The organism is Streptomyces sp. YIM S03343, assembly GCF_054729195.1.
This window is the reverse complement of record NZ_JBPUKX010000002.1, coordinates 882873-905330: the sequence shown is the minus strand read 5'-3', so window position 1 is coordinate 905330 and position 22458 is coordinate 882873. Positions and strand designations below refer to the sequence as shown.

At 72.2% G+C, this 22458-nt stretch carries 20 protein-coding genes; 11 read left to right on the top strand and 9 right to left on the bottom strand.

Features of this window, described 5'->3' with window-relative positions; genetic code table 11:
- Positions 1-115: 115 nt before the first annotated feature.
- From ACSYGN_RS39790 to ACSYGN_RS39780, 3 genes are all read left to right on the top strand, one after another.
- The gene (locus ACSYGN_RS39790) at positions 116-721 is read left to right on the top strand and encodes a hypothetical protein (protein ID WP_460405479.1); all 606 of its coding nucleotides are present in this window, start codon (positions 116-118) and stop codon (positions 719-721) included.
- 602 nt (positions 722-1323) lie between these two features.
- Complete coding sequence (locus tag ACSYGN_RS39785) at positions 1324-2373, top strand: ATP-grasp domain-containing protein (protein ID WP_460405477.1); 1050 nt, start codon at positions 1324-1326, stop codon at positions 2371-2373.
- A 26-nt stretch (positions 2374-2399) separates the two neighbouring features.
- Positions 2400-3317 (top strand): universal stress protein, encoded by a 918-nt coding sequence (locus ACSYGN_RS39780; RefSeq protein WP_460405475.1) that lies wholly within the window; start codon positions 2400-2402, stop codon positions 3315-3317.
- A 240-nt stretch (positions 3318-3557) separates the two neighbouring features.
- Here ACSYGN_RS39780 and ACSYGN_RS39775 read toward each other — a convergent pair whose 3' ends face one another.
- From ACSYGN_RS39775 to ACSYGN_RS39765, 3 genes are all read right to left on the bottom strand, one after another.
- A complete protein-coding gene (locus tag ACSYGN_RS39775; protein ID WP_460405473.1) occupies positions 3558-4013 on the bottom strand; it encodes a pyridoxamine 5'-phosphate oxidase family protein in 456 nt (151 codons plus the stop codon).
- A 397-nt stretch (positions 4014-4410) separates the two neighbouring features.
- Positions 4411-5040: a CBS domain-containing protein gene (locus ACSYGN_RS39770; RefSeq protein ID WP_460405471.1), complete on the bottom strand. Its 630-nt coding sequence runs from the start codon at positions 5038-5040 to the stop codon at positions 4411-4413.
- Between the two features lie 88 nt (positions 5041-5128).
- Positions 5129-5527: a hypothetical protein gene (locus tag ACSYGN_RS39765; protein ID WP_460405469.1), complete on the bottom strand. Its 399-nt coding sequence runs from the start codon at positions 5525-5527 to the stop codon at positions 5129-5131.
- 278 nt (positions 5528-5805) lie between these two features.
- Here ACSYGN_RS39765 and ACSYGN_RS39760 point away from each other — a divergent pair, with 278 nt between their 5' ends.
- From ACSYGN_RS39760 to ACSYGN_RS39725, 8 genes are all read left to right on the top strand, one after another.
- Positions 5806-6498 (top strand): response regulator, encoded by a 693-nt coding sequence (locus ACSYGN_RS39760; protein ID WP_460405467.1) that lies wholly within the window; start codon positions 5806-5808, stop codon positions 6496-6498.
- Between the two features lie 653 nt (positions 6499-7151).
- Complete coding sequence (locus ACSYGN_RS39755; RefSeq protein WP_460405465.1) at positions 7152-8873, top strand: sensor histidine kinase; 1722 nt, start codon at positions 7152-7154, stop codon at positions 8871-8873.
- A gap of 146 nt (positions 8874-9019) precedes the next feature.
- On the top strand, positions 9020-9223 hold the full coding sequence (locus ACSYGN_RS39750) for a hypothetical protein (RefSeq protein WP_460405463.1): 204 nt from the start codon (positions 9020-9022) through the stop codon (positions 9221-9223).
- A gap of 707 nt (positions 9224-9930) precedes the next feature.
- Positions 9931-10320 carry a DUF779 domain-containing protein gene (locus tag ACSYGN_RS39745; RefSeq protein ID WP_460405461.1) on the top strand — a complete coding sequence of 130 codons (390 nt, stop codon included), beginning with the start codon at positions 9931-9933 and terminating at the stop codon, positions 10318-10320.
- A 206-nt stretch (positions 10321-10526) separates the two neighbouring features.
- Positions 10527-11540 (top strand): zinc-dependent alcohol dehydrogenase, encoded by a 1014-nt coding sequence (locus ACSYGN_RS39740; protein WP_460405459.1) that lies wholly within the window; start codon positions 10527-10529, stop codon positions 11538-11540.
- A gap of 66 nt (positions 11541-11606) precedes the next feature.
- Positions 11607-12740, top strand: a complete 1134-nt coding sequence (locus ACSYGN_RS39735; protein WP_460405457.1) for an NAD(P) transhydrogenase subunit alpha — start codon at positions 11607-11609, stop codon at positions 12738-12740.
- Complete coding sequence (locus tag ACSYGN_RS39730) at positions 12737-13108, top strand: NAD(P) transhydrogenase subunit alpha part 2 (RefSeq protein WP_460405455.1); 372 nt, start codon at positions 12737-12739, stop codon at positions 13106-13108. Before ACSYGN_RS39735 ends, ACSYGN_RS39730 begins: the two co-directional genes overlap by 4 nt.
- Before the next feature lie 5 nt (positions 13109-13113).
- A complete protein-coding gene (locus ACSYGN_RS39725; RefSeq protein ID WP_460405453.1) occupies positions 13114-14532 on the top strand; it encodes an NAD(P)(+) transhydrogenase (Re/Si-specific) subunit beta in 1419 nt (472 codons plus the stop codon).
- A gap of 452 nt (positions 14533-14984) precedes the next feature.
- Here ACSYGN_RS39725 and ACSYGN_RS39720 read toward each other — a convergent pair whose 3' ends face one another.
- From ACSYGN_RS39720 to ACSYGN_RS39695, 6 genes are all read right to left on the bottom strand, one after another.
- Positions 14985-15659, bottom strand: a complete 675-nt coding sequence (locus ACSYGN_RS39720) for an FAD-binding oxidoreductase (RefSeq protein ID WP_460405451.1) — start codon at positions 15657-15659, stop codon at positions 14985-14987.
- The gene (gene hcp, locus ACSYGN_RS39715; RefSeq protein ID WP_460405449.1) at positions 15656-17323 is read right to left on the bottom strand and encodes a hydroxylamine reductase; all 1668 of its coding nucleotides are present in this window, start codon (positions 17321-17323) and stop codon (positions 15656-15658) included. Before hcp ends, ACSYGN_RS39720 begins: the two co-directional genes overlap by 4 nt.
- 428 nt (positions 17324-17751) lie before the next feature.
- Complete coding sequence (locus ACSYGN_RS39710; protein ID WP_460405447.1) at positions 17752-19389, bottom strand: NAD(P)-binding protein; 1638 nt, start codon at positions 19387-19389, stop codon at positions 17752-17754.
- The gene (locus ACSYGN_RS39705; protein ID WP_460405445.1) at positions 19386-20399 is read right to left on the bottom strand and encodes a thiamine pyrophosphate-dependent enzyme; all 1014 of its coding nucleotides are present in this window, start codon (positions 20397-20399) and stop codon (positions 19386-19388) included. Before ACSYGN_RS39705 ends, ACSYGN_RS39710 begins: the two co-directional genes overlap by 4 nt.
- Positions 20396-21637: a transketolase C-terminal domain-containing protein gene (locus ACSYGN_RS39700; protein ID WP_460405443.1), complete on the bottom strand. Its 1242-nt coding sequence runs from the start codon at positions 21635-21637 to the stop codon at positions 20396-20398. The genes ACSYGN_RS39705 and ACSYGN_RS39700 overlap by 4 nt, the downstream gene beginning before the upstream one ends.
- Positions 21621-22211: a 2-oxoacid:acceptor oxidoreductase family protein gene (locus tag ACSYGN_RS39695; protein ID WP_460405441.1), complete on the bottom strand. Its 591-nt coding sequence runs from the start codon at positions 22209-22211 to the stop codon at positions 21621-21623. Before ACSYGN_RS39695 ends, ACSYGN_RS39700 begins: the two co-directional genes overlap by 17 nt.
- Between the last annotated feature and the right edge of the window lie 247 nt (positions 22212-22458).

Here is a 22458-nt window from a genome sequence, read left to right as displayed (position 1 = left end):
AGCGAGACATTGAATTCGCAACGACAACGCACGACAGCTCGACCGAAGGCCCCGAAGCCTTCCGCAAAGAGTCGTCCGCGAACCGCATGACACTCCATCAGAGGGGATGGACATCATGGCAGTGCACGACCAATCACAGGGCCACACCGGGTTCCACTTCTCGTTCCTGAACCGGGGCGAGGCTGTCGAGACGGACCTGGCGGCATCGACCACGACCCGCGGCCGTGTGCTCGCTGTCCTGCGGATCGTCACCGGATTCGTCTTCCTGTGGGCCTTCCTGGACAAGACGTTCGGTCTCGGCTACGCGACCCAGTCCGCCAAGAGCTGGATCAACGGCGGCTCGCCGACCAAGGGCTTCCTGAGCAGTGTGGCCGCCGGTCCGATGAAGGACACCTTCCACAACTGGGCCGGCGCGGGCTGGTGCGACGCGCTGTTCATGCTCGCCCTCCTCGGTGTCGGCCTCGGCCTGATCCTGGGTATCGCGCTCCGTCCCACCGCCGTGGCCGGCTCGCTGCTCATGGCCTTCATGTGGATGGCCGAGTGGCCGCCCGCGAAGAGCCTGGCCGACGGCAGCCCGAGCATGTCGTCCAACCCGCTCGTCGACTACCACGTGGCCTACGCCCTCATCATGATCGCCCTCGCGGCGGTCGGCGCGGGCGCCACCTGGGGCTTCGGCAAGTTCTGGGCCCAGCTCGTCAAGGGCAACCGCTGGCTGATCTGATCACCCCACCCGCACCACACCAGCAGGACACGGCGCCGCCACCGAGGGAACCTCCCCGGGGGCGGCGCCCCTTGTGGTTCAGGGACCCCTTCCGGGGTCCAAGGGACGAAGCCCCCTCGGGGTGGCGCGGGAAGACCTGAGCCCGGCAAAAGGACCCCCATCCGTCGCCAGGCGACCCACGGCCCCGGCGGGCCACGCATCCTCCCGGGGGGTCCAGGGGGCAGAGCCCCCTCGGGGGCCCCACAGGCGGGCCTGGGCCCCATGAAGGAACCACCCACCCGCCGTCAGGCGACCCGAGGCCCCGGCGGGCACCCTCCTCGACGGGGGTCCAGGGGGCGGAGCCCCCCCAGGGGTGCGGCGATAACCCCGGCAGCATTCGTCCCGCCCGCCCCGGAAGGGCACGGCGCAAGCCAGGGTGCATAGGGGGCGCAGGGCGTGCGCCCTGCCGGGGAACGGCGCCGTGCGCCTACAGTGGCGCCCCGGCCGCAGCGGCGGCTGCCGATGGCGGCACGTGCGACGCCGGGCTTCATCCCTGGGACGACCGCTCGGCCGCGCCACCGGGTGTGCGCGGCAGCGTGCGTCGTGAACCGCTGGAGGCCGCCATGTTCCGACCCGTGTTCGCCCTGATCGCCGATCCCACCTCCCCCGAAGGCTGCCGCGAGTATCTGGCCGAGGCCGTGGAACTGCTGACCGGAACGCCCCCCGTACGGATCGACGCACGGCACTTCGCATCCGGCGGAACCGGCCGCGGTACGCGGGACGGCGACCGCTTACGCCTCCAAGTCCCCGAGGAGGAGCTGGACTTCACCCCCGACGCGGTCGTCCTGTACGAGATCCCGCCGCACCGGCGTGCCGCGCTCGCCGGATTCCAGCGGCAGCTCGACGGCCATCGCACGGTGTCCTTCCACGCCGACCCGGCCGCCTGGCGCACCGCGACGGAGAAGGACCTCACCGTGCGGCGCTTCGAACGCGACGGCATCGCCCAGATGGAGACCGTCGTGCTGTCGCGCCCGAGCCCCGAGGAGGCGGCCGACGCCTTCGAACGGCTGGGCCGGGACACCTGGGCCCGCCCGGTCGTCGGCACCGGCGGCAGCGACACCTTCCACCTCACCACCTCCGCCCACCTGGAGAGCGCCGCCGCCTTCTACGCCGCCCACGGCACCGACTGGCTGCTGTCGCGCGACGCGGGCAACATCACCGCCGACGGCGACCGCCACCAGTTCCGGGTGTTCGTCCTCGGCGACCGGATCGTCCACGCCCGCGAGCACATCCAGCCCAGCCCCGACACCCCCTGCAACACCTGCCGCGGCGCCACCCCCCTGCACATCGCCCCCGAGGACCTCCCGCCCCGCCTCGCCGACCTCGCGGTCCGCGCGACCGCCTCCGTGGGCCTGCCGTTCGCCGGGGTGGACCTTGCCATCGAGAACGGCGGCGTGGTCTTCGAGGTCAACGTGCACCCCGCGTTCGTGGAGGGCGAACTCGAACTCGTCGCCGTCCCATACATCCAGGCGCACCTCGACACCATGGCCGCGACGGCCCCCGTAGGGGCCCCGGCGCCCCTTGGGCTGAGCGGCGCCGGGACCCTCGGGCCGATCGGCTTCACACAGGGACCTGTGGACCTACCTGCCTCAGGCGTCGAAACTGGAGAGTAATAAAGAGATCGCAAGGAGGCCCGCTCATGTCCCGCACCGTCACCGTCGGTCTGGACGGCTCCCCCGAGAGCCGTGCCGCCGCCGACTGGGCCGCCCGAGAAGCCGTGTTGCACTCGGCCGCGCTGCGGGTGGTGTACGCCGGGGAACAACAGCCGTCCAGCTACGTGCCGTTCGGCGGCGAGGACGTGGCGCCGCCCGGGACGGACCGGGCCGCCCATCTGCTGCACGACGCGGAGACCGTCCTCGCCCACCGTCATCCCGGACTGCGCGTCACCGCGGAGCGGCTGCCCGGCCGGCCCGCCGGGGCCCTCCTGGACGCCGCGCGGAACGCCGACGTCCTCGTCCTCGGCTCCCGGGGCCTGGGCCGGGCCGCCGGCTATCTGCTCGGCTCCCTCGCCACCACCGTGGTGAGCAGGACCGAGCGGCCCGTCGTCCTGGTGCGCGCCGGGGCCGAGGCGGCGGACGAGCATCAGCCGGACGCCGCCGGGATCGCCTCCGAGAACACGCCCTACCGGGACGTCGTGGTCGGTCTCGAACTGTACGACCAGACCCACGACGACGTCCTGTGGTTCGCCTTCGAGGCCGCCGCGCGCCGCGCCGCCGTGCTCAAGGTGGTGCACGGCTGGCGGCTGCCGCCCTACGGCACCGCCTGGTCCGGTACCCCCGACCAGGCGCAGCAGGACGAACTGGAGGCCCGCGGGCAGCAGACGCTGGAGGCGCTGCTCGAACCGTGGCGCGCCAAGTATCCCGGTGTCGAGGTCGTCAAGGAGGCCGTGGTCGGCCAGGCGGGCGCGCATCTGGTGGACGCCTCACGGGGCGCCTCGCTGGTCGTCATGGGGCGCCGGAGCCGGGGCACCGCCCTGGTCGGCACGCTGATCGGACCCGTCACCCACGAGGTGCTGCGCAACGCCGCGGCCCCGGTCGTCGTCGTCCCGCACGACTAGGGCTTGTCCGGCGGATCATGCCGGAGACGCGGGGGTTGGCACGCACATCTGCGGCGTTGTCCTCGGTCGCCGACGCTCCGCGTCGACTCCCTCCTCCGCCTTGCAGCTGCACGCACCAACCCCCGCTCACCTGGGTTGACGGGTACCGCCGGTTTCCTCCGACTTGATCCGCCGGACAAGCCCTGATCCGTACCGCGGCGGACGGCGGACCGCACCCGTCACACGCACGTCCCCGTCGGGTCAGTCGTCGGCGGGGACGATGCGGATGCCGGTGACCAGATCGGGGCGGATACGGACCGCGTAGTCCATGGTCCGGTCCACCCACGGGCGCAACAGGGCCTGGTAGCGGGAGAGTTCGCCGGGATCGGTGACCAGCTGGGCAAAGCCGGTGACCACCACGCTCCAGCCGAGATGGGCCGCCGGATCGATCGAGTCGGCCTCGTAGGCGACGACCACCCCGGGCGTCCCGGCCTGCCGGGTGCGTGAGGTCAGTGCCGCGCGCTCATGGGTGCGCAGGACGATGTGGCCGTCGTCGAGGACATGGTTGACCGGGCGGACGGTCGGCAGCGCGTGCTGGGTGAAGACGATCCGCCCGACCGTGACGCTGCCCAGCAGCCGCAGGGCCTCGGCACTGTCGAGCGCCACGCTCGCGCGGGGGCCGGCGGCGAGCAGCGGCCGGGCTTGGTCCAGGGCCATGGGGCTTCCGTGTTGGGTGCGGCGGATAGGGGCTCGTGCGTCTGGTGTGGCTCGTGCGTCTTGTACGGGTTCTGCGTCTTGTACGGGTTCTGCGTCTGGTACGTGTTCCGCGGCGCGTGCGGTCCGGCCGTCCGGACGGGTGCCGGTGCCGGTGACGCAAGGGCCGTACGGCCCTGTGGCGGGCCGCTGCTCCCGGCCTCCGCGGCACACCCGCCGTGAACGCCGGGTGAACGGTGCCGGAACGCCAGGGGGAGCGACACCGCGGGGGATCGGCGCCGCTCCCGAGTTCAGTGTCGTACCGGCCCCTGGGCGCCCCAAGGACCAATGGTCCCTCCTCCAGGGCCGGTCGGCCCAGCGGGGCGCCGGGCGCCGGTGGCACGGCCGGGCGGCCGGAGGCTCACCCCTGTGCCGCCCGTGCGTCGTCCTCGACGCGGAACCTGAGGCCGTTGACCACGCCCACGACCCCCTCGACCTGCCATGCCGAGCGCACCGCCGCCGGGATGTCGTCACGGCGCTCCACGGTCCCCGCCAGCGTGACCATTCCGTCCCGCACCGACACCTCGACCGCGTCGGGCGCCAGCCCGAGCCGGGTCACCAGCACCTCCTCGATCACCTCGGCGCGGATCGCGCCGTCGGTGCGCAGAAAGACCCGCAGCAGGTCGCGCCGGGTGGCGATGCCGATCAGGCGGTCCTCCTCGTCCACCACCGGCAGCCGCTCGATGCCGTGCCGCTCCATCACCCGGGCCGCGTCGGAGACGGCCTGCTCCGGGTGCACGGTGATCGCCGGGGACGTCATCAGCGCGCCCGCGGTGGACGCGGCGGGCCGGTGCCGGCGGGCGCGGATCGCCTGCGCCCGCACCAGGTCCGTCCCGGAGACCACACCGACCACCTTGTCGTCGTCGTCGATCACCGGTACGCCGCTGATGCGGTGCCGGTCCAGCAGCCTGACGAGCTCCTTGAACGGCGTCTTTCGGTGGGCGAGGACAACCTCGCTGGTCATCACCTCGCCCACGGTGTGCGGTTTCACGGCACCTTCCTCCTCACCTGCACGGGGACGGGGGCGTCCCGCACCGGGACGCCCCTGCCTGACGGCGGAACTGTTCGGACGACGCGCGCTACACCTGCTTCCCGTCCGCCGTGCCACCGCGCCACGGGGGCGGGGCGGCGGACCTGCGGGCCGTCTCCCTGCGGTCGGCCACGCGCTCCAGCCGGCCCTTCAGCCGGTCCTGGAGCCGGTCGCCGAGCTCATGGGCACTGGCCTCGCGCGCGTGCACGACCAGGAGGTCGCTGCCCACCCGGAACTCGCCCCCGGCCCGCCAGGGGAATTCCGCGTGGTGCGCGGTGGCCCGGACGATCCGGACCTCGCCGTCCACGACGGGCAGGCCCGGACGGTCCAGGGCCGCGTTAACCTTGGTGCGGACGTACTCCAGTGCTTCCTCGCCCACGTCGCCTTCCGCCCGTACGCGGACGGCGTCGGTCGCGGAGGCACGGGTTCTGGTGTCCCTGAGGGTCATGTGCCGCTCCTTAGATCGTCGTCCGTGAGCGATTCCAGGGTGGCGCGGGCCCCGGCGAGCCCCCAGGGGCCGCCCGGCCCGGGCACCGGGGCCGTGGGTCCTGACGGGCCCGGATACGTCCACAGGTCCTGCCCCGGAGGTCCCGGGGCGGGGAGGAAAAGGCGCCGATCAGGGTCGTACGGCCCTGGCCCTTCGGCCCGCGGACGTGCAGAATCGCGCCACGGGAGAGGGTTTTGCGGTAGACGCGCGGAGCCACGAGACGTACGAGGAGCATTCTGATGGCGGACGGCCAAAGGCCCGGCCCCGAGGGACCGATCCGGGTCTTCCTGCTGGACGACCACGAGGTGGTACGCCGCGGTGTGCACGACCTGCTGAACGACGAGCCCGACATCACCGTGGTCGGCGAGGCCGGCACCGTGGAGCAGGCCCTCGTGCGCGTCCCCGCGCTGCGTCCCGATGTGGCGGTGCTCGACGTCCGGCTGCCGGACGGCGACGGCGTCACCGTGTGCCGTGAGCTCAGGTCCCGGATGCCGGAACTGACCTGTCTGATGCTGACCTCCTTCGACGACGAGGAGGCCCTGCTGGACTCGATCATGGCGGGCGCGTCGGGGTATGTGCTGAAGCAGATCCAGGGCTCCGACCTGGTGTCGGCGGTGCGCACGGTCGCCTCCGGGCAGTCGCTGCTCGACCCGAGCGCCACCACCCGGCTGATGGCCCGGCTGCGCCACGACCAGCAGCAGGAGGAGGAGCCGGACGCGCTGCCCGGCCTCACCGACCGTGAGCGCGAGATCCTCACCCTGATCGGCGAGGGCCTGACCAACCGCCAGATCGGCCAGCGCCTGTTCCTCGCCGAGAAGACGGTGAAGAACCACATCTCCCGCCTCCTGGCCAAGCTGGGCGTCGAACGCCGCATCCAGGCGGCGGTCATCGCCACCCAGGCCCAGGACCGCCTCCGTCCTCCGGGCCAGTAGCCGCCCCCGTCAACCTCAGCCCCCGGCCCCGACTTCGTCGACGGCCGGGGCTGTGGCTTGTCCCGGCCCGGCCCGGTGCCCGCGCCCGGCGGCCATGCGACCGGCTCGCCGGATGCGGCCCGGCCGCCCCCGCAGCCGACTTCCGCTCCTGACCGTCTCGACCGTCCCTGCCTTTTCGGCTGCGCCCTCGGTCCCGGTCGTCGAGTCGTGGCGTCGGACGCAGGCCCGGCCTGGACGCGGGCACGCTGAACCGAACGGCGTGAGCGCGACGCCGCACGGCGGGTTTCGCCCCCGCCGCCCCTTCCCGTTCCCGTCCCTGGGGGCTGCGCCCCCAGACCCCCCTTTCGGCCCTTCGGGCCTCGTCCTCAAACGCCGGACGGGCTGAAGATTCAGCCCCTCCGGCGTTTGAGGAGCGGGGGTACGGGGGGCGGAGCCCCCGGGTCGGGACGGGAAGGGGCGGCGGGGGCGAGGAACCCACTAGGCCTGATGGCCCGGGCTGCGAAACGGCCGTAGGGCCCCCGCTCCGGGGCGGCGCCGTGAACGCGTCATGTGCACCGGACGGGTGGTGTGTGCGGCGAAACAGGGGACCGTTACCGTGGCAGGTGGCCGGGGCGGAAGGCTCTCGGCCGGGTATCGGATCTGGAGGACCACCGGTGGGACGCTCCGAGGACACCGGGGAGGCCCGCCTCAGGCTGCCGCAGCTGAGGCTGGACGAACTGCTGGAGGAGCTGCAGGCACGACTCGACGCGGCCCGCGGCACACGCGACCGGGTGCACAGCCTCCTGGAGGCCGTGCTGGCGGTCGGCCGCGAACTGGACCTCGAACAGGCCCTGCACAGCATCGTCGAGGCCGCCGCCGTCCTGGTGGACGCCGAGTACGCGGCCCTCGGCGTGATCGGCCCGGACGGCCGCACCCTGTCCGCCTTCCACACCGTCGGCGTCACCGACGAGCAGATCGCCAGGATCGGTTCCTTCCCGGAGGGGCACGGCATCCTCGGCGAACTCATCCGCCACCCCGAGCCGCTGCGGATCGCGAAGATCGCCGAGCACCCCTCCTCCTACGGCTTCCCCGTCCACCACCCGCCGATGAACACCTTCCTCGGCGTCCCCATCCGGGTCCGCGACCAGGTCTTCGGCAACCTCTACCTCACCGAGAAGCGCGGCGGGGCCCAGTTCGACGAGGAGGACGAGTCGGTCCTGTCCACCCTCGCCGTCGCCGCCGGCGTCGCCATCGACAACGCCCGCCTCTACGAGGAGTCCCGGACGCGCGAACGCTGGCTGCGGGCCAACGCGGAGATCACCCACAGCCTGATGTCCGGCGCCGAGCGGGCCGAGGTGCTCGGGCTGATCGCCGAGCGGGCCCGTGACATCACCGGCGCCGCCCTCGCCCTGGTGGCGATGCCCATGGAGGACACCGACTCACTGTCGGTCGAACTCGCCATGGGCAGCCTGGCCGACACCCACCGCGGCCTGGTGCTGCCCGTCGACGACAGCCTCATGGGCGCCGCCTTCACCGCCGCCACCCCCGTCACCAGCCAGGACATCTCCGACGACCCCCGCGTCTCGACCGGGCCGCAGCGCTTCACCGGACTCGGCCCCGCCGTGGCCGTCCCGGTAGGGACCGGCGTGGGCGATGTGCGCGGTGTCGTCCTGCTGGTCCGCGACAGCGCCCGCTCCCCGTTCTCCGAGAAGGAACTCCTGCCGCTGCAGGGCTTCGCCGCCCAGGCGGCCATCGCCATGGAACTGGCCGAGCACCGCCACGACGTCGAGGAGATCGCGGTGCTCAAGGACCGCGACCGGATCGCCCGCGACCTCCACGACCTGGCCATCCAGCGGCTGTTCGCGACCGGTATGACCCTCCAGAGCGCCGGCCGCTTCATCGAGCACCCGGCGGCCGCCGAACGCGTGGTGCGGGCCGTGGACGACCTCGACGAGACCATCAAGATCATCAGATCGACCATCTTCGGGCTGCGGGCCCGCGACGGTGCCTCCAGCACGGGACTGCGCGCCCGCGTCGTCCATGCCGTCGGCGAGGCCGCCCCGGTGCTCGGCTTCACGCCCAGTGTCCGCATGGAAGGGCTGGTCGACACCGACGTACCGCGCGAGATCGCCGACCATGTCGTCGCCGTGCTCTCCGAGAGCCTCACCAACGTCGCCCGCCATTCCCAGGCGGACCGCACCGCCGTCGTCCTGGTCACCGACGGCCGCGAGGTACGGCTGAAGGTCACCGACAACGGCGTCGGCATCCCCGCCTCGGGCCGCCGCAGCGGGCTGCGCAACATGGCGGAGCGCGCCGAGCAGCTCGGCGGCTCTCTCACCGTCGACTCACCCGAAGGCGGCGGTACGACCCTGGTGTGGCTTGTGCCGGTCGAGTGACAGCGCGCGGGCAGGGCGCAGCCCACCGGCGTCGTACGCCCAAGTGGGGCCCTGTGGCCGCTGCGCACGGCCAGCCGGCCCCTCCCCGGCCGTCCCGCACCGGCACACGCTGGGAGCAGACAGGCCCTCCAGGAAGGAGGAGTGTCATGAAGGCCAAGCGGCTGTTCCTCGGTACGGAAGAAGGAGTGCTCTACGCGCTCGTCGCGCTGCTGCTCCTCCTGTCCGCACTGCTCGCCTTCTCCATGGTCGGGATCATCGTCGTACCGTTCACGTTCTTCGGCGCCGTAGGGGCGTTCATGCTCGCACGGCACCTCGCGGAGGTACGGCACGCCCCGACGCCCCGCCACTGAGACCCACCGAGACCTCACCGAGACCCCGACGGGGTCCTCGGGCCCCGCAGCCGGGGCCGTTCGGCCTCTCCAGTGTGCCGCCGCGCCCAGGTGAGGTGGGAGGGGACAAGAGCACAGGCTGACACGTGGGAGGTGCCATGGACGTGCCCACCGCCCTTCCGGCACCCGCGACCCGGGCGGCGCACGAGCGACTCGTGACGCCGCCCGACGGCGCGCCCGCCTCCCGCGTGCCCGGCCCGGCCACCGAAGCCCGGCGGCGCCGCACAGCTCACGAGGCACTGCGCCCCGGCGGCCGCCGCCTTCCCTCCTCACGCCGTACCGGCGACGCGCACCCCGCCCCCGCCCCCGCCCACGAGACCGCCCTCCCACCGTCCCCGGCCGCTCTCCCGCCGCTCTCAGAGCCCCGCACGAAATGGGAGCCCGGCTCGCGACGCCTGGCACGCACGCTCGCCGCGTTGCCGAAAGGCCCTAGTAGCTCCTCCCCCAAGCTCTCGGCTTCGCTCGAGCAGGGGGGACCCCCATCGAGGACCTTCCGGCGCCTTGCGATCGCACGCACCAGACGCCGCGAGCTGATCGGGCTCCCATTTCGTGCGGGGCTCTCATGGCCGTCCCACGGGCCCGGCGGCACTGCCGTATCTGGACCGGCCGGCACCCCGAACCGTCCGGGCCGGGCAGGCCCGCCGAGAGCCGCCGAGGAGTGCAGCGCCATGCCGGCGAACCTCCGGAACGGAAACGCCGGACGCGTCACCGCGACCGAAGCGGCACACCGGGCGATCGCCGCCCTGCGGGCCGCCCACGGCGGACCGGTGATGTTCGTCCAGCCCCGCGAGCACGGCGACGGCGGCGGCCGGGCCCCGGACGGCGGCGACCCGTGGTGCTTCCCGGGCGGTCAGGTCCACGTCGGCGAGGGCGACATGCTGCTCGGCGTCCTGGACGGCTGCACGTTCCACATCGACGCCGACCTGTACCAGGCGCTCGGCCGCCCCCGCCTCCTGCTGGACGTGGCCCCCGGCGACCCCGACGGACACTCCCTGGCCCCCGGCCTCGGTCTCCGCTTCGTCACCCGGGTCAACCGCCCCCGCCACAAAGCCGGCTGAACCGACGGCACAGCGACAGCGACCTCAGCAGCGAGAGCAGCGACAGCAGTGACGCACCACAGCTCACCCGTTCCGGCGGACGCCGGACGCATCACCGATCCAGGAGCACACCCGAGGCACCATCACCCCGGCCCACCGCCGGACGAGCAACAGGCAGCAAGAACGGACTAGGGACGCCGGCGGTACCGCCGGCCGAGGAGCGGATCATGAAGGCAGCGGTCGTCACCGACTTCGGCAAGCCCCTGGAGATCCAGGACCTCCCCGTCCCCGCACCCGGCCCCGGCCAGGTGCAGGTGAGGATGGAGGCCTCCGGGCTCTGCCACACCGACATCCACGCCGCGCACGGCGACTGGCCGGTCAAGCCCCGGCCGCCGTTCGTCCCCGGCCACGAGGGCGTCGGCCCGGTCACCGCCGTCGGCACGGGCGTCCCGGCCGACCTGCTCGGCCAGCGGGTGGCGATCCCCTGGCTCGGCTCGTCCTGCGGCACCTGCAAGTACTGCGTCTCCGGCCGGGAGACCCTCTGCGAGCAGCAGGTCAACTCCGGGTACTCCGTGGACGGCTGCTACGCCGAGTACGCCGTCGCCGACGCGGGCGCCGTCGTCAGGGTCCCCGACGGCGTGACGTCCTTCGACGCGGCGCCGCTGACCTGCGCGGGCGTCACCACGTACAAGGCGGTCAAGGTCGCGCAGGTCGTCCCGGCCGAACGGGTCGCCGTCTTCGGCATCGGCGGCCTCGGGCATCTCGCCGTCCAGTACGCGCGCCTGGTCGGCGGCTTCGTCACCGCCGTGGACGTCGAGCCCGACAAGCTCGGCATGGCCCACCGGCTCGGCGCCGACGAACTGGTCAACGCCCGCACCCACGACCCCGTGGAGGAGATCAGGAAGGCCGGCGGAGCCGATGTCGCCGTCGTCCTCGCCGCCGCTCCCCGCGCGTTCGAACAGGCGTACCGGTCGCTGAACCGCGGCGGCCGTCTGGTGATGGTCGGCCTCCCCGCCGACAACGCCGCGATACACATTCCGATTTTCGGGACTGTGCTCGGTGGTATCACCGTCATAGGCTCCATCGTCGGTACTCGCCAGGACCTGTCCGAGGTGTTCGCCCTGCACGCGGCCGGACGCACCCGGGTCGTCGCGGAGAGCCGGCGGCTGGACCAGGTCAACGAATCCTTCGATGAGGTACTGGGCGGACGGGCCGAGGCACGGCTCGTCTTCCGGTTCTGAACGCAGGACCCAAGCAGTCCGGCGCCACCCCCGCGCCCCCGGACCCAGAGGAAGAGGCAGTAGAACATGGGAACCGTCACCGTAGGTGCCGTAAGGGAACGAGCGCCCGGCGAACGCCGGGTCGCCCTCGTCCCCGAGGCCGTCACACTCCTGCGCCGGGCCGGGATCGACGTCCTGGTCGAGTCCGGTGCGGGCTCCGGCGCATGGTTCACCGACGCCGACTACACCGAGGCGGGCGCCACCGTCGTCCCGGCGGAGGAGCTGTACGAGCGTGCCGACGCCGTGCTGTGCGTGGCTCCGCCGGAGGCCGAGAACGTCGGGGCGCTGCGCGAGGGGCAGGTCCTCGTCGGCCTGCTCGAACTGCGCCGCCACCCGGAGCTGGCCGAGCAGCTCGCCGGGCGCTCCGTGCGCACGGTGAGCCTGGACCTGCTGCCCCGCACCCTGAGCCGCGCCCAGTCCATGGACGCGCTCACCTCGCAGGCCAACGTCGCCGGCTACAAGGCGGCGGTCCTCGCGGCGGACTCGTACGACCGCTTCTTCCCGATGCTGACCACTGCGGCGGGCACCATGCGCCCGGCGCAGGTCCTCGTCCTCGGCGCCGGTGTCGCCGGCCTCCAGGCCATCGCCACCGCCCGCCGGCTCGGCGCCGTCGTCACCGCGTACGACGTGCGTCCCGCCTCGCGCGGCGAGGTGGAGTCGCTGGGCGCGAAGTTCCTGGACCTCCAGGGCGCCGCGCAGGGCGGCCAGGGCGACGGCGGGGGCGGCTACGCCCGTGAGCTGACCGAGGAGGAGTCGAAGGCCCAGCGCGCCGCCCTCGACGCGCACATCGCCAAGACCGACATCGTCATCACCACGGCCCAGGTGCCGGGCCGCAAGCCCCCGCTGCTGGTCACGGCGACCGCGGTCGAGGCCATGAAGCCCGGCTCGGTCGTCGTCGACCTCGCGGCGAGCGAACTCGGCGGCAACGTCGAGGGCTCCGAACCCGACAAGACCGTCGTCCTCGACAACGGCGTGACCGTCATCGGCGCCGGACGGCTGCCGTCCGCGATGGCCACCGCCGCGTCCACCGCCTACGCCCGCAACCTCGCCGCGCTGCTGCGGCACCTTGTGCGCGACGGCGAACTCGTCCTCGACGCCGACGACGAGATCACCGGCGCCCTGATGGGCGGAACCTCACCCACCGAAGGCGTGTCCTCATGAACAACCTCGACCTGCTCACCGCGATCACCGTGTTCGTGCTGAGCGTGCTGGTCGGCATCGAAGTGATCAGCAAGGTCCCTGCGACCCTGCACACTCCGCTGATGTCCGGCTCCAACTCGGTGCACGGCATCGTCGTCATCGGCGCCATGCTGATCGCTGCCGAGTCGCACAACTGGATCGGCTACACCCTCGCGTTCGTCGCGATGGTGTTCGGCGCGATGAACGTCGTCGGCGGCTACGCGGTCACGGACCGGATGCTGGAGATGTTCAAGCCGAAGACCCCCGAGAAGCCGGCGGAGACGGCGGCGGAGCCAGCGGCAGAATCAGTGTCCGAGGCCGCTCAGCAGCAGCCGAAGGCCGGGGTGTGAACGCCATGGACAACGTCACCAACGCCATCCACTACATCTTCCTCGCGGCGGCCGCCTGCTTCGTCATCGGCCTGCACCTGATGAACCACCCGCGCACCGCCCGCCGCGGCAACACGCTCTCCGCGGGCGCCATGGCCGTGGCGATCGCCGCGACCGTGTGGCTGGTCGCCCACGAGGGCAATATCAGCACCACCGGCTGGCTGGTGCTCGCCTCCGGCGGCCTGATCGGCGGCGCTCTCGGGCTGTACATGGCCCGCGAGGTCAAGATGACCGCCATGCCCCAGCTGGTCAGCCTCTTCAACGCGGTGGGCGGCGGGGCGGCCGCACTCATCGCCGTCAACGACCTGCTCCAGGCCGAGGATCCGGCCGTGCTCGGCGCCCGGGTCTCGCTGCCCGGTGCCCTCGACATCATCATCGGCGCGGTCACCTTCTCCGGCTCGCTGATCGCCGCGGGCAAGCTCCAGGGCCTCATCTCCGGTGCGCCGGTGGTGTTCCCGGGGGCCCGGCTGCTGAATGTGGTGCTGCCGGTGTCGTTCGTCGCCGGGACGGTGTGGCTGGTCCTGGCGCCCGACTCCCTCTTCGCCCTGTACGGGCTGCTGCTGGTGGCGCTGCTGTTCGGCGTGACCATGGTGCTGCCCATCGGCGGCGCCGACATGCCCGTCGTCATCGCCCTGCTGAACGCCTTCACCGGCTCCGCGGTCGCCATGGCGGGCTTCGTCCTGAACGAGACCGCCCTGATCATCGCGGGCATGCTGGTCAGCTCCTCCGGCGGCATCCTCACCAAGCTGATGGCCGACGCGATGAACCGGTCCATCGCCAACATCGTGATCGGCGGCTTCGGCACCGGTGACGGCGGCACGGCGGACGCGGGCCCCGGCGGGGCCCCGGCCCAGGTGCGGTCGGTGTCCGCGGACGACGTGGCGATCCAGCTGGCCTACGCCAGCAAGGTCATCTTCGTCCCCGGCTACGGTCTCGCCGCCGCCCAGGCCCAGCACGAGCTCGGCGACCTCGCCAAGCTGCTCACCGAGAACGGCATCGACGTCAGCTACGCCGTCCACCCGGTCGCCGGCCGTATGCCCGGGCACATGAACGTGCTGCTGGCCGAGGCCAATGTGCCGTACACGCAGCTGAAGGAGATGGACGAGGTCAACCCGGTGTTCCCGCAGGCCGATGTCGCCCTGGTGATCGGCGCCAACGACGTCACCAACCCGATGGCCCGCCGCTCCGGCAACGCCATCTCGGGCATGCCGATCCTCGATGTCGACAAGGCCAAGAGCGTCGTCGTCATCAAGCGGTCCATGGGCCACGGTTACGCGGGCATCGACAACGAGCTCTACACCGATCCCAAGACCGGCATGTTCTTCAGTGACGCGAAGAAGGGTCTGAGCGAACTGAAGGCGGCCGTCGCGGAGTTCGTCTCCTGACACTCCGGCCCGGCACGACGCGTGCCCCCTGCGGTGGACGTCCGCAGGGGGCACACGGCTGTGTTCCCGGTGACCGCGCTACGAAGGCCGCGTCACCGGAAACCTTCGAGGATGCCCCGTCCTTCATTTCCTGCCGGGTAGGAATCACCCTTGCGCAGCAGGGCGAGGAACGGCGACTTCGCCCCCGAGGTGAATCCCCGCCCGCGCGACCGGGTAAGGTAGTTCGTGCGCGTTGCGAGAACCAAGCACGTGCACCCCTCTTGAACTTGTTTCAAGACCCCGGGCTGGTTTCAACCCGGCTGGTGTTGATCGCGGAAGACTCGATTGCTCGCTAAGCAACCGAGCAGCGTGAGCCAGGAATCTCCCAACTTCAGCTGGGAGAGGATTCAAACCGAAGAAGAACCGCGCGGGCTGCGCCTCATGTCACTTGGCCATCTGCCGAACTATCGGCATCAGGCGCTAGCCCGACCGCCCGCCACGAACCAGCGCGGCCGCAGCCCCGTCTCCCGCAGCCCGAACGCGCCCTGCGGGCCCTGCACCGTCAACGAGTCGCCGATCCGGGCCCGTTCGGCCAGATACCCGGAGAACAGCCCGCCCGGCCGCAGCCGGACGAACAGCTCCACCCGGCCGTCCCAGTTCCCGGTGTTGGCGAGCGAGTACGCCCGCCGCTCCTCGCCGCCGGGCACCTGCACCTCGACGAACTGCCCGGCGTCGAACTGGAATCCGGCGCCCTGCTCGTCGTCCTCCGTGAGCGTCAGCTCCAGCCGTACGGTGTCCCGGGCGACCGTCTCCAGCGCGGTGACCGTGCCCTTGCGCACCGGGATCCCGCCGTACAGGATGCGGGAGTCGTCGTAGGGGAGGGCGGCAGCCAGCTCTCCGCGCGGGTAGGTGCGGCACAGCAGGACGCCGCCCGCCTCCCGTTCGGCGGTCGGCAGGGCGTCCGCACCGCACGCGCCGAGGTCGTAGGCGCCCTCGGCGACGGTGGCCCGGCAGGAGCCGCAGGTGCCCTGGCGACAGGCCGCGGGCAGGGCGGCGCCCCACTCCGCGGCGGCCTCCAGGACGTTCTGCCCGTCCTCGCAGCCGAACTCCAGGCGCTGCCCGTCGGCGGTGGCCAGGGTGACGGTCATGCCCCGGCCCTCTGCAGCGCGGCGGCGACATCGGCCTTCGCGTCGCCGACCGGGCGCAGCGCGAACCGGTCCACCAGGACGCCCAGCAGATCCGGTGTGAGATAGGCGGGCAGGGTCGGGCCGAGATGGATGTTGCGCAGGCCGAGGGCGAGCAGGCTGAGCAGCACGGCGACCGCCTTCTGCTCGGTCCACGACAGGGCGATGGTCAGCGGCAGGTCGTTGAGGCCGCAGTCGAAGGCGTCCGCGAGCGCGGCCGCGATACGCACCGCGGAGTGCGTGTCGTTGCACTGGCCGAGGTCCAGCAGCCGCGGGATGCCGTCGATGGCGCCGAAGTCGTGCTGGTTGAAGCGGTACTTGCCGCAGCCGAGGGTGAGCACGACCGCGTTGTCCGGGGCGGCGAGCGCGAAGTCGCGGTAGTAGTCCCGGCCGGTGGTGGGGCCGTCGCAGCCGCCGACCAGGAAGAAGTGCCGGATCGCGCCGCGGCGTACGGCGTCGGTGATGTCGTCGGCGGCGGCGAGCAGTGCGTCACGGCCGAAGCCGACGGTGATGTACCGTTCCGGCGCGTCCGCGCGGAAGCCGGGCATCGCCTTGGCCGCCTGGACCAGCGGGGTGAAGTCGCCGTCGGCGAGGTGGCGAACGCCGGGCCAGCCGACCGGTCCGGTGGTGAAGATGCGGCGCCGGTAGGCGGGGTACGGCTCGACGATGCAGTTCGACGTCATCAGGATCGGGCCGGGGAACTTGGCGAACTCGCGCTGCTGGTCCTGCCAGGCGCCGCCGTAGTTCCCCACCAGGTGCGGATACGACCGCAGCTCGGGGTAGGCGTGGGCGGGCAGCAGCTCGCCGTGGGTGTAGACGCTGATGCCGGTGCCCTCGGTCTGCATCAGCACCGCGGCCAGGTCCCGCAGATCGTGCCCGCTGACCAGGATCGCCTTGCCGGCGACGGGGGTCGTGCGCACCACGGTCGGCTCCTGGGCGCCGAACGTGCCGGTGTTGGCGGCGTCCAGCAGCTCCAGCACGGCGAGGTTGAGATGACCGAGGCCGATCGCCCGTTCCAGCAGGTCGTCCACATCGGCCGGTTCGCCGGCGAGATAGGCGAGCCCGTCCTCGACGCCCGCGAAGACCTGCGCGCTGTCCTTGCCGAGCACATGGGCGTGGTGCGCGTAGGCGCAGATCCCCTTCAGTGCGTACAGGTGCAGGGAGCGCAGTCCCACGACGTCCGGGCCGACCAGATCGAGACCGGCGTCCACCCGGAAGGCCGGGGCCTGGGTCAGGAGGCCCTCCAGATCCGGCGCGGGCTGCCACAGGGCGGGCCCGGTGAGCCGGTCGGGCTCCATGCCGTGGTCGTGCGCGGCGTCCTCGTAGCGGGCCCGTACCCGGTCCCGTACGGCGGCTGCCTCCTGGAGCAGGGCGACGAAGCGGGTCGGGTTGAAGTTCACGTTCGTCAGGGTGGTGAACATCGCCGACAGGACGAACGCCGCCGCCTCGTCGTCGGGGGCGCCCAGCGCCCGCGCCCGCACCGCGTACTGGGCGATGCCCTTCACGGAGTGGATCAGCAGGTCCTGCACCTCGGCGGTGGCCGGATCCTTCCCGCAGTTCCCGACCGGTCCGGCACACCCCGGTACTACGCCGGTGCGGTCGGCCTGCTCACACTGGTAACAGAACATGCGTGTGCTCCTAGGGACATGTCGATTCGACTGCGAAGTCGATTGCGATGCCGACTGCGATCCCGACGGGCATGCCGGCCGCGATGTCGACTGCGATGGATGTGCTTTCCGCGGCGCAGCAGCCGCGCGAGGGCGGGTCCCGGGTAAGCGGTCGGTGCCGCCGGGCCCGATCGCCCGTCGTTCCCACGGCGGCCGGAGAAGGGGCGGCCGTAAGAGCCCCGAACAAAATGGGCGCCCGGCTCGCGGCGTCTGGCACGCACGCTCGCCGCGTTGCCGAAAGGTCCTAGTAGCTCCGCTACGAGGACCTTCCGGCGCCTTGCGATCGCACGCACCAGACGCCGCGAGCTGATCGGACTCCCATCTTGTTCGGGGCTCTAAGAACGACGGGCGATGCCGGTGGGGTTCGGGCTCCGAGGGGGCGGACGGGGTCATACCGTGGTGTCCTCCTCCGGGGTCATCTCGATCGCCCCGCACGGGCACTCGGCGGCGCACAGGCCGCAGCCCTTGCAGTAGTCCAGGTCGATGGAGAAGCCCTTGCCGGGGCCCAGCTTGGTGATGGCGTTGTCGGGGCAGACGCCGTAGCAGTTGTCGCACTCGAAGCAGTTGCCGCAGGACATGCAGCGGCGTGCCTCGAACAGCGCCGTGGATTCGTCGAGCCCCTGCACCACCTCGTCGAACGTCGTGATGCGCCGCGCCAGTTCGAGCCTGGGCCGGACCGACGCCGGCGCGTCGGAGTAGTACCAGGTGTTCAGGTTCCCGAACTCGGCGACCGGGTGCTTGGCACCGGGGTCGTGGGACGTGCCGCGCAGATGGGCGTCGATGTGACGGGCCGCCCTCTTGCCGTGGCCCACGGCCACCGTGACCGTGCGCTCGTCGGGCACCATGTCGCCGCCGGCGAAAATGCCCTGATGGCCCGTCATCAGCCCTTCGGCGACCTGTACCAGACCGTGGTCCAGGGTGAGGTCGGGCACGTCCCTCAGCAGGGACAGATCCGACTCCTGGCCCAGCGCCAGCACCACCGTGTCGGCGTCCAGATCCTCGAACTCGCCCGTGGGCTGCGGGAATCCGGTGTCGTCCAGCCGCATCCGCTCGATGGACAGCCGGCCGCCGTCGGCGTGTTTGATGGTGGAGAGCCACTTCATCCGCACGCCCTCCTCCAGCGCCTCCTCGACCTCGATGTCGTGTGCGGGCATCCGGTCCCGGGTGCGCCGGTAGACGACGACCGCGTCCGTGGCGCCCAGCCTGCGTGCCGTGCGCGCCGCGTCCATCGCGGTGTTGCCGCCGCCGTACACGGCGACCCGGCGCCCGAGCAGCGGCGGGCCCTCGCCCTCCATGCTGCCGAGCAGCGACACGGCGTCGAGGATGCGGGCGCTGTCGCCCGCAGGGATGTAGGCACGCCTGCCGATGCCCGCCCCGACGGCGAGGAACACCGCGTCGAAGCGGCCCTCGCGCTGCGCCGCGAGCACGTCGTCGACCCGTGCGCCGAGCTCGAGCGTGACGCCGAGCGCGGTGATCCGGTCGATCTCGGCGTCCAGCACCTCGCGCGGCAGCCGGTAGCGCGGGATGCCGTAGCGCATCATGCCGCCGGGGCGGTCCTGCGCCTCACGGAGCGTCACCTCGTGCCCCAGCAGGCGCAGTTGGTAGGCGGCCGACAATCCCGCCGGGCCCGAGCCGACGACCAGGACCCGCTTGCCGGTGGACACCTCGGGCGGCGGCACCCGCCAGCCGCGCCGGATCGCCTCGTCGCCCAGGAACCTCTCGACCGCGTTGATGCCGACCGCGTCGTCCGACTGCGCGCGGTTGCACGCTGTTTCACAGGGGTGGAAGCACACCCGGCCCATCACCGCGGGCAGCGGGTTGTCCCGCATCAGCTGCCGCCACGCGGCCTCGTAGTCGCCGCTCTCCGCGTGGTACAGCCACTGCTGGATGTTCTCCCCGGCCGGGCACGCCTGGTTGCAGGGCGGCAGCAGATCGACATAGCCGGGGCGTTCGGTGCGCCAGGCGCCGGTGCGGTTGGCCAGGCTGGAGCCGACGTCGAGGGTGATCGCGAACGGTTTCTCCTTCATGACGGCACCTCCGCGGCGTGCCCCAGCAGCCCGTACCGGGCGATGTTGCGGTCGGCCACCCGCTGGAGACGGGCGACGACGTCCGTGCGCACCCGGGGCTCGAAGAGATGCGCGTACCGCTTCTGCGCCCGCAGATACTCCTCCACCGGCACCTGCCGGCGGATCGGTGTCACATCGGTGACCACTCCGCCGGTCGCCTCGAACACGGGGAACAGACCGCTCTGTTCGGCCAGCCGCGCGACCCGCACCGTGTCGCAGGACGCCGTGCCCCAGCCCAGCGGGCAGGGCACCAGCACATGCAGATAGCGGGCGCCGCGCATCCCCATCGCCCGGTGCACCTTCGCCTCCAGGTCGCGCAGCCCGGCGACGGTCGCGGTGGCGACATAGGGGATCTCGTGCGCCATCGCGATCAGCGGCAGGCTCTTGCCCTGCCCGAACGGGGCACCCGGACTGCCGCCCACCGCCTGCGTGGTCGCGGTGCGCGCGGTCGGGGGAGTGGCCCCGGAGCGCTGGACGCCGGTGTTCATGTACGCCTCGTTGTCGTAACACACGTACAGCACATCGTCGTTGCGCTCGAACATGCCGGACAGACAGCCGAGGCCGATGTCCACGGTGCCGCCGTCGCCGCCCTGCCCGACCACCCGCACATCGGTGCGGCCCTTCGCCCTCAGAGCTGCGGCGACCCCGGCGGCCACCGCGGGGGCGTTGCCGAACAGCGAGTGCAGCCACGGCAGTTGCCACGACGTCTCCGGGTACGGCGTGGAGAACACCTCCAGACAACCCGTGGCGTTCACCGCGATCACCCGCCCGTCGGCGGCACGTTGGGCCGCGTCCAGGACGTAGCGGGCGCCGAGTGCCTCACCGCAGCCCTGGCAGGCCCGGTGGCCCGAGGTCAGCGCGTTGGAGCGGCCCGGGTCGGCCTGGTCGGACTGCAACTCGGGGGCGAGCAGCCGGTTCCCGGCGGCGTGGCTGCCCACCTGGTAGAACCTGACCTGCGGTGCGGCGCTCATCGGTTGCTCCCCACGTCGCGCAGGATGTTCTCCGCGGACGGACCCGACCGCCTGGTCGCGGCCATCCGCGCGAGCTCCCGCTCCACCAGCTCCGTGTCGAGGTCGAGGAAGGTCAGCTGCCCCAGCCGCCCGGCGAGCGCGTCGTCGAACAGCCGGTGCAGGGACTCCTTGGTGACCGCCCGTCCGCCCAGCCCGGCGATCACGGTGTGCCCGTCGAGCTGGATCCCCGACAGCGCCGTCCGCACGTTCGCGGAAACGATCCCGCCGACGCCGACGGCCAGCGCCCGCTCCAGCACCACCACCTGCTGCGCCCGCCCGAGCACCGTACGCACCGCCTCCAGCGGGAACGGCCGGAACGACGTGATGGCCAGGGCGCCGATCCGCACCCCGCGCTCGCGCAGCTCGTCCACGGCGTCGCACACCGTGCCGAACACCGACCCCAGCGCCACGACGACCGTCTCGGCGTCCTCGCACCGGTACGGATGCACCAGCCCGCCGCTGGCCCGCCCGAACACCTTCCGGAACTCCCCGGCGATCCGCGGGATCTCCTCCAGCGCCTGCATCTGCTTGGCGTGCGCCAGATACCGCACCTCGGTGAAGGCGTCCGGACCGACCATGGCGCCGATCGACACCGGGTCCTCGGGATCCAGCACCTGCCGCGGCTCGTACGGCGGCAGGAACGCGTCGACCTGCGCGGGCTCCGGCACCTCCACCCGCTCCCAGGCGTGCGTGAGCACGAAGCCGTCCATGCACACCATCACCGGCAGCGACAGCTCCTCCGCCAGCCGGAACGCCTGCGGATGCAGATCGGCGGCCTCCTGGTTGTCCCGGGCGTAGAGCTGGATCCAGCCCGAGTCCCGCTGCGACATGGAGTCGCTGTGGTCGTTCCAGATGTTGATGGGCGCCCCGATGGCCCGGTTCGCCACCGTCATCACGATCGGCAGCCCGAGCCCGGCGGCGTTGTAGAGCGCCTCCACCATGTACAGCAGGCCCTGGCTCGCGGTCGCCGTGTAGGCGCGCGCACCGGCCGCCGACGCCCCGATGCACATCGACATCGCGGCGAACTCGGACTCCACGTTGACGTACTCGCACGGCGTCAGCTCACCCGACTTCACCAGGCGGCTGAGCTCCTCCACGATGTGGGTCTGCGGCGAGATGGGGTAGGCGGAGATCACCTCCGGACGGCAGTACGCGACCGTCTCGGCGACCGCCAGTGACCCCTCAGTCTGCTTCAGCACGGGCCAGCTCCTCCCGTTCCGCGCCGACATGCTCGAACGCCTCACGGGCGGCGGCCGCGTTGGCCGCGCCCAGCCGGCCGGGGAAACGCTCCTCGATCGCCGTGGTGAGCGAGCCGATCAGCACACACCCGGTGAGTGCGGCGAGCCCGCCCAGCAGTACGGCGCTGGGCACCGGCCGCCCGACATGCCGTACCGCCATGGCCGTGGCCGACACGGTGAGGACGACCGCGCCCGGCACGGTCCGGGTGAACTCGGCGAGGTCCGCCGCACCGATCCGGTGCGGCGAGTTGATCAGCACTGCGCCGCCGGGCCGCAGCCCCTCGAGGACGTTCACCTGGTGCAGCAGCGTGGCGTCCTGGACCACCACCGTGTCCGGCCGGGTCACCGGCTCGTGCGCCCGGATCGGCGCGTCGTCCATCCGGCAGAAGGCCACCACCGGCGCCCCTGTGCGCTCCGAGCCGAAGCTCGGGAACGCCTGCGCGTGGCGGCCCTCCAGAAACGCCGCCAGCGACAACAGCTCCGCGGCCGTGACGGCCCCCTGGCCGCCCCGTCCGTGGATGCGAACCTGGAACACGGCACCCTCCTCCCAGAGGTCGGCCGTTCTGTCCTTCAAGTCGTAGCCCTGATCCCGCCGGGACCCACAAGGGCCGAACGGCCCACTGCGGGGACCGACGGGACCACAGGGACTCCCGGCCCCTGGGCCACCATGAGTTCCAGCGGTCGCCGGCGCAGTCGGGTGTGCGGTACGACGGCAACACGACCGCGAGTCCCCCGGAACTCGCAAGGGCCGAACGGGCCATGGCTGGGACCTGTGGACCCAC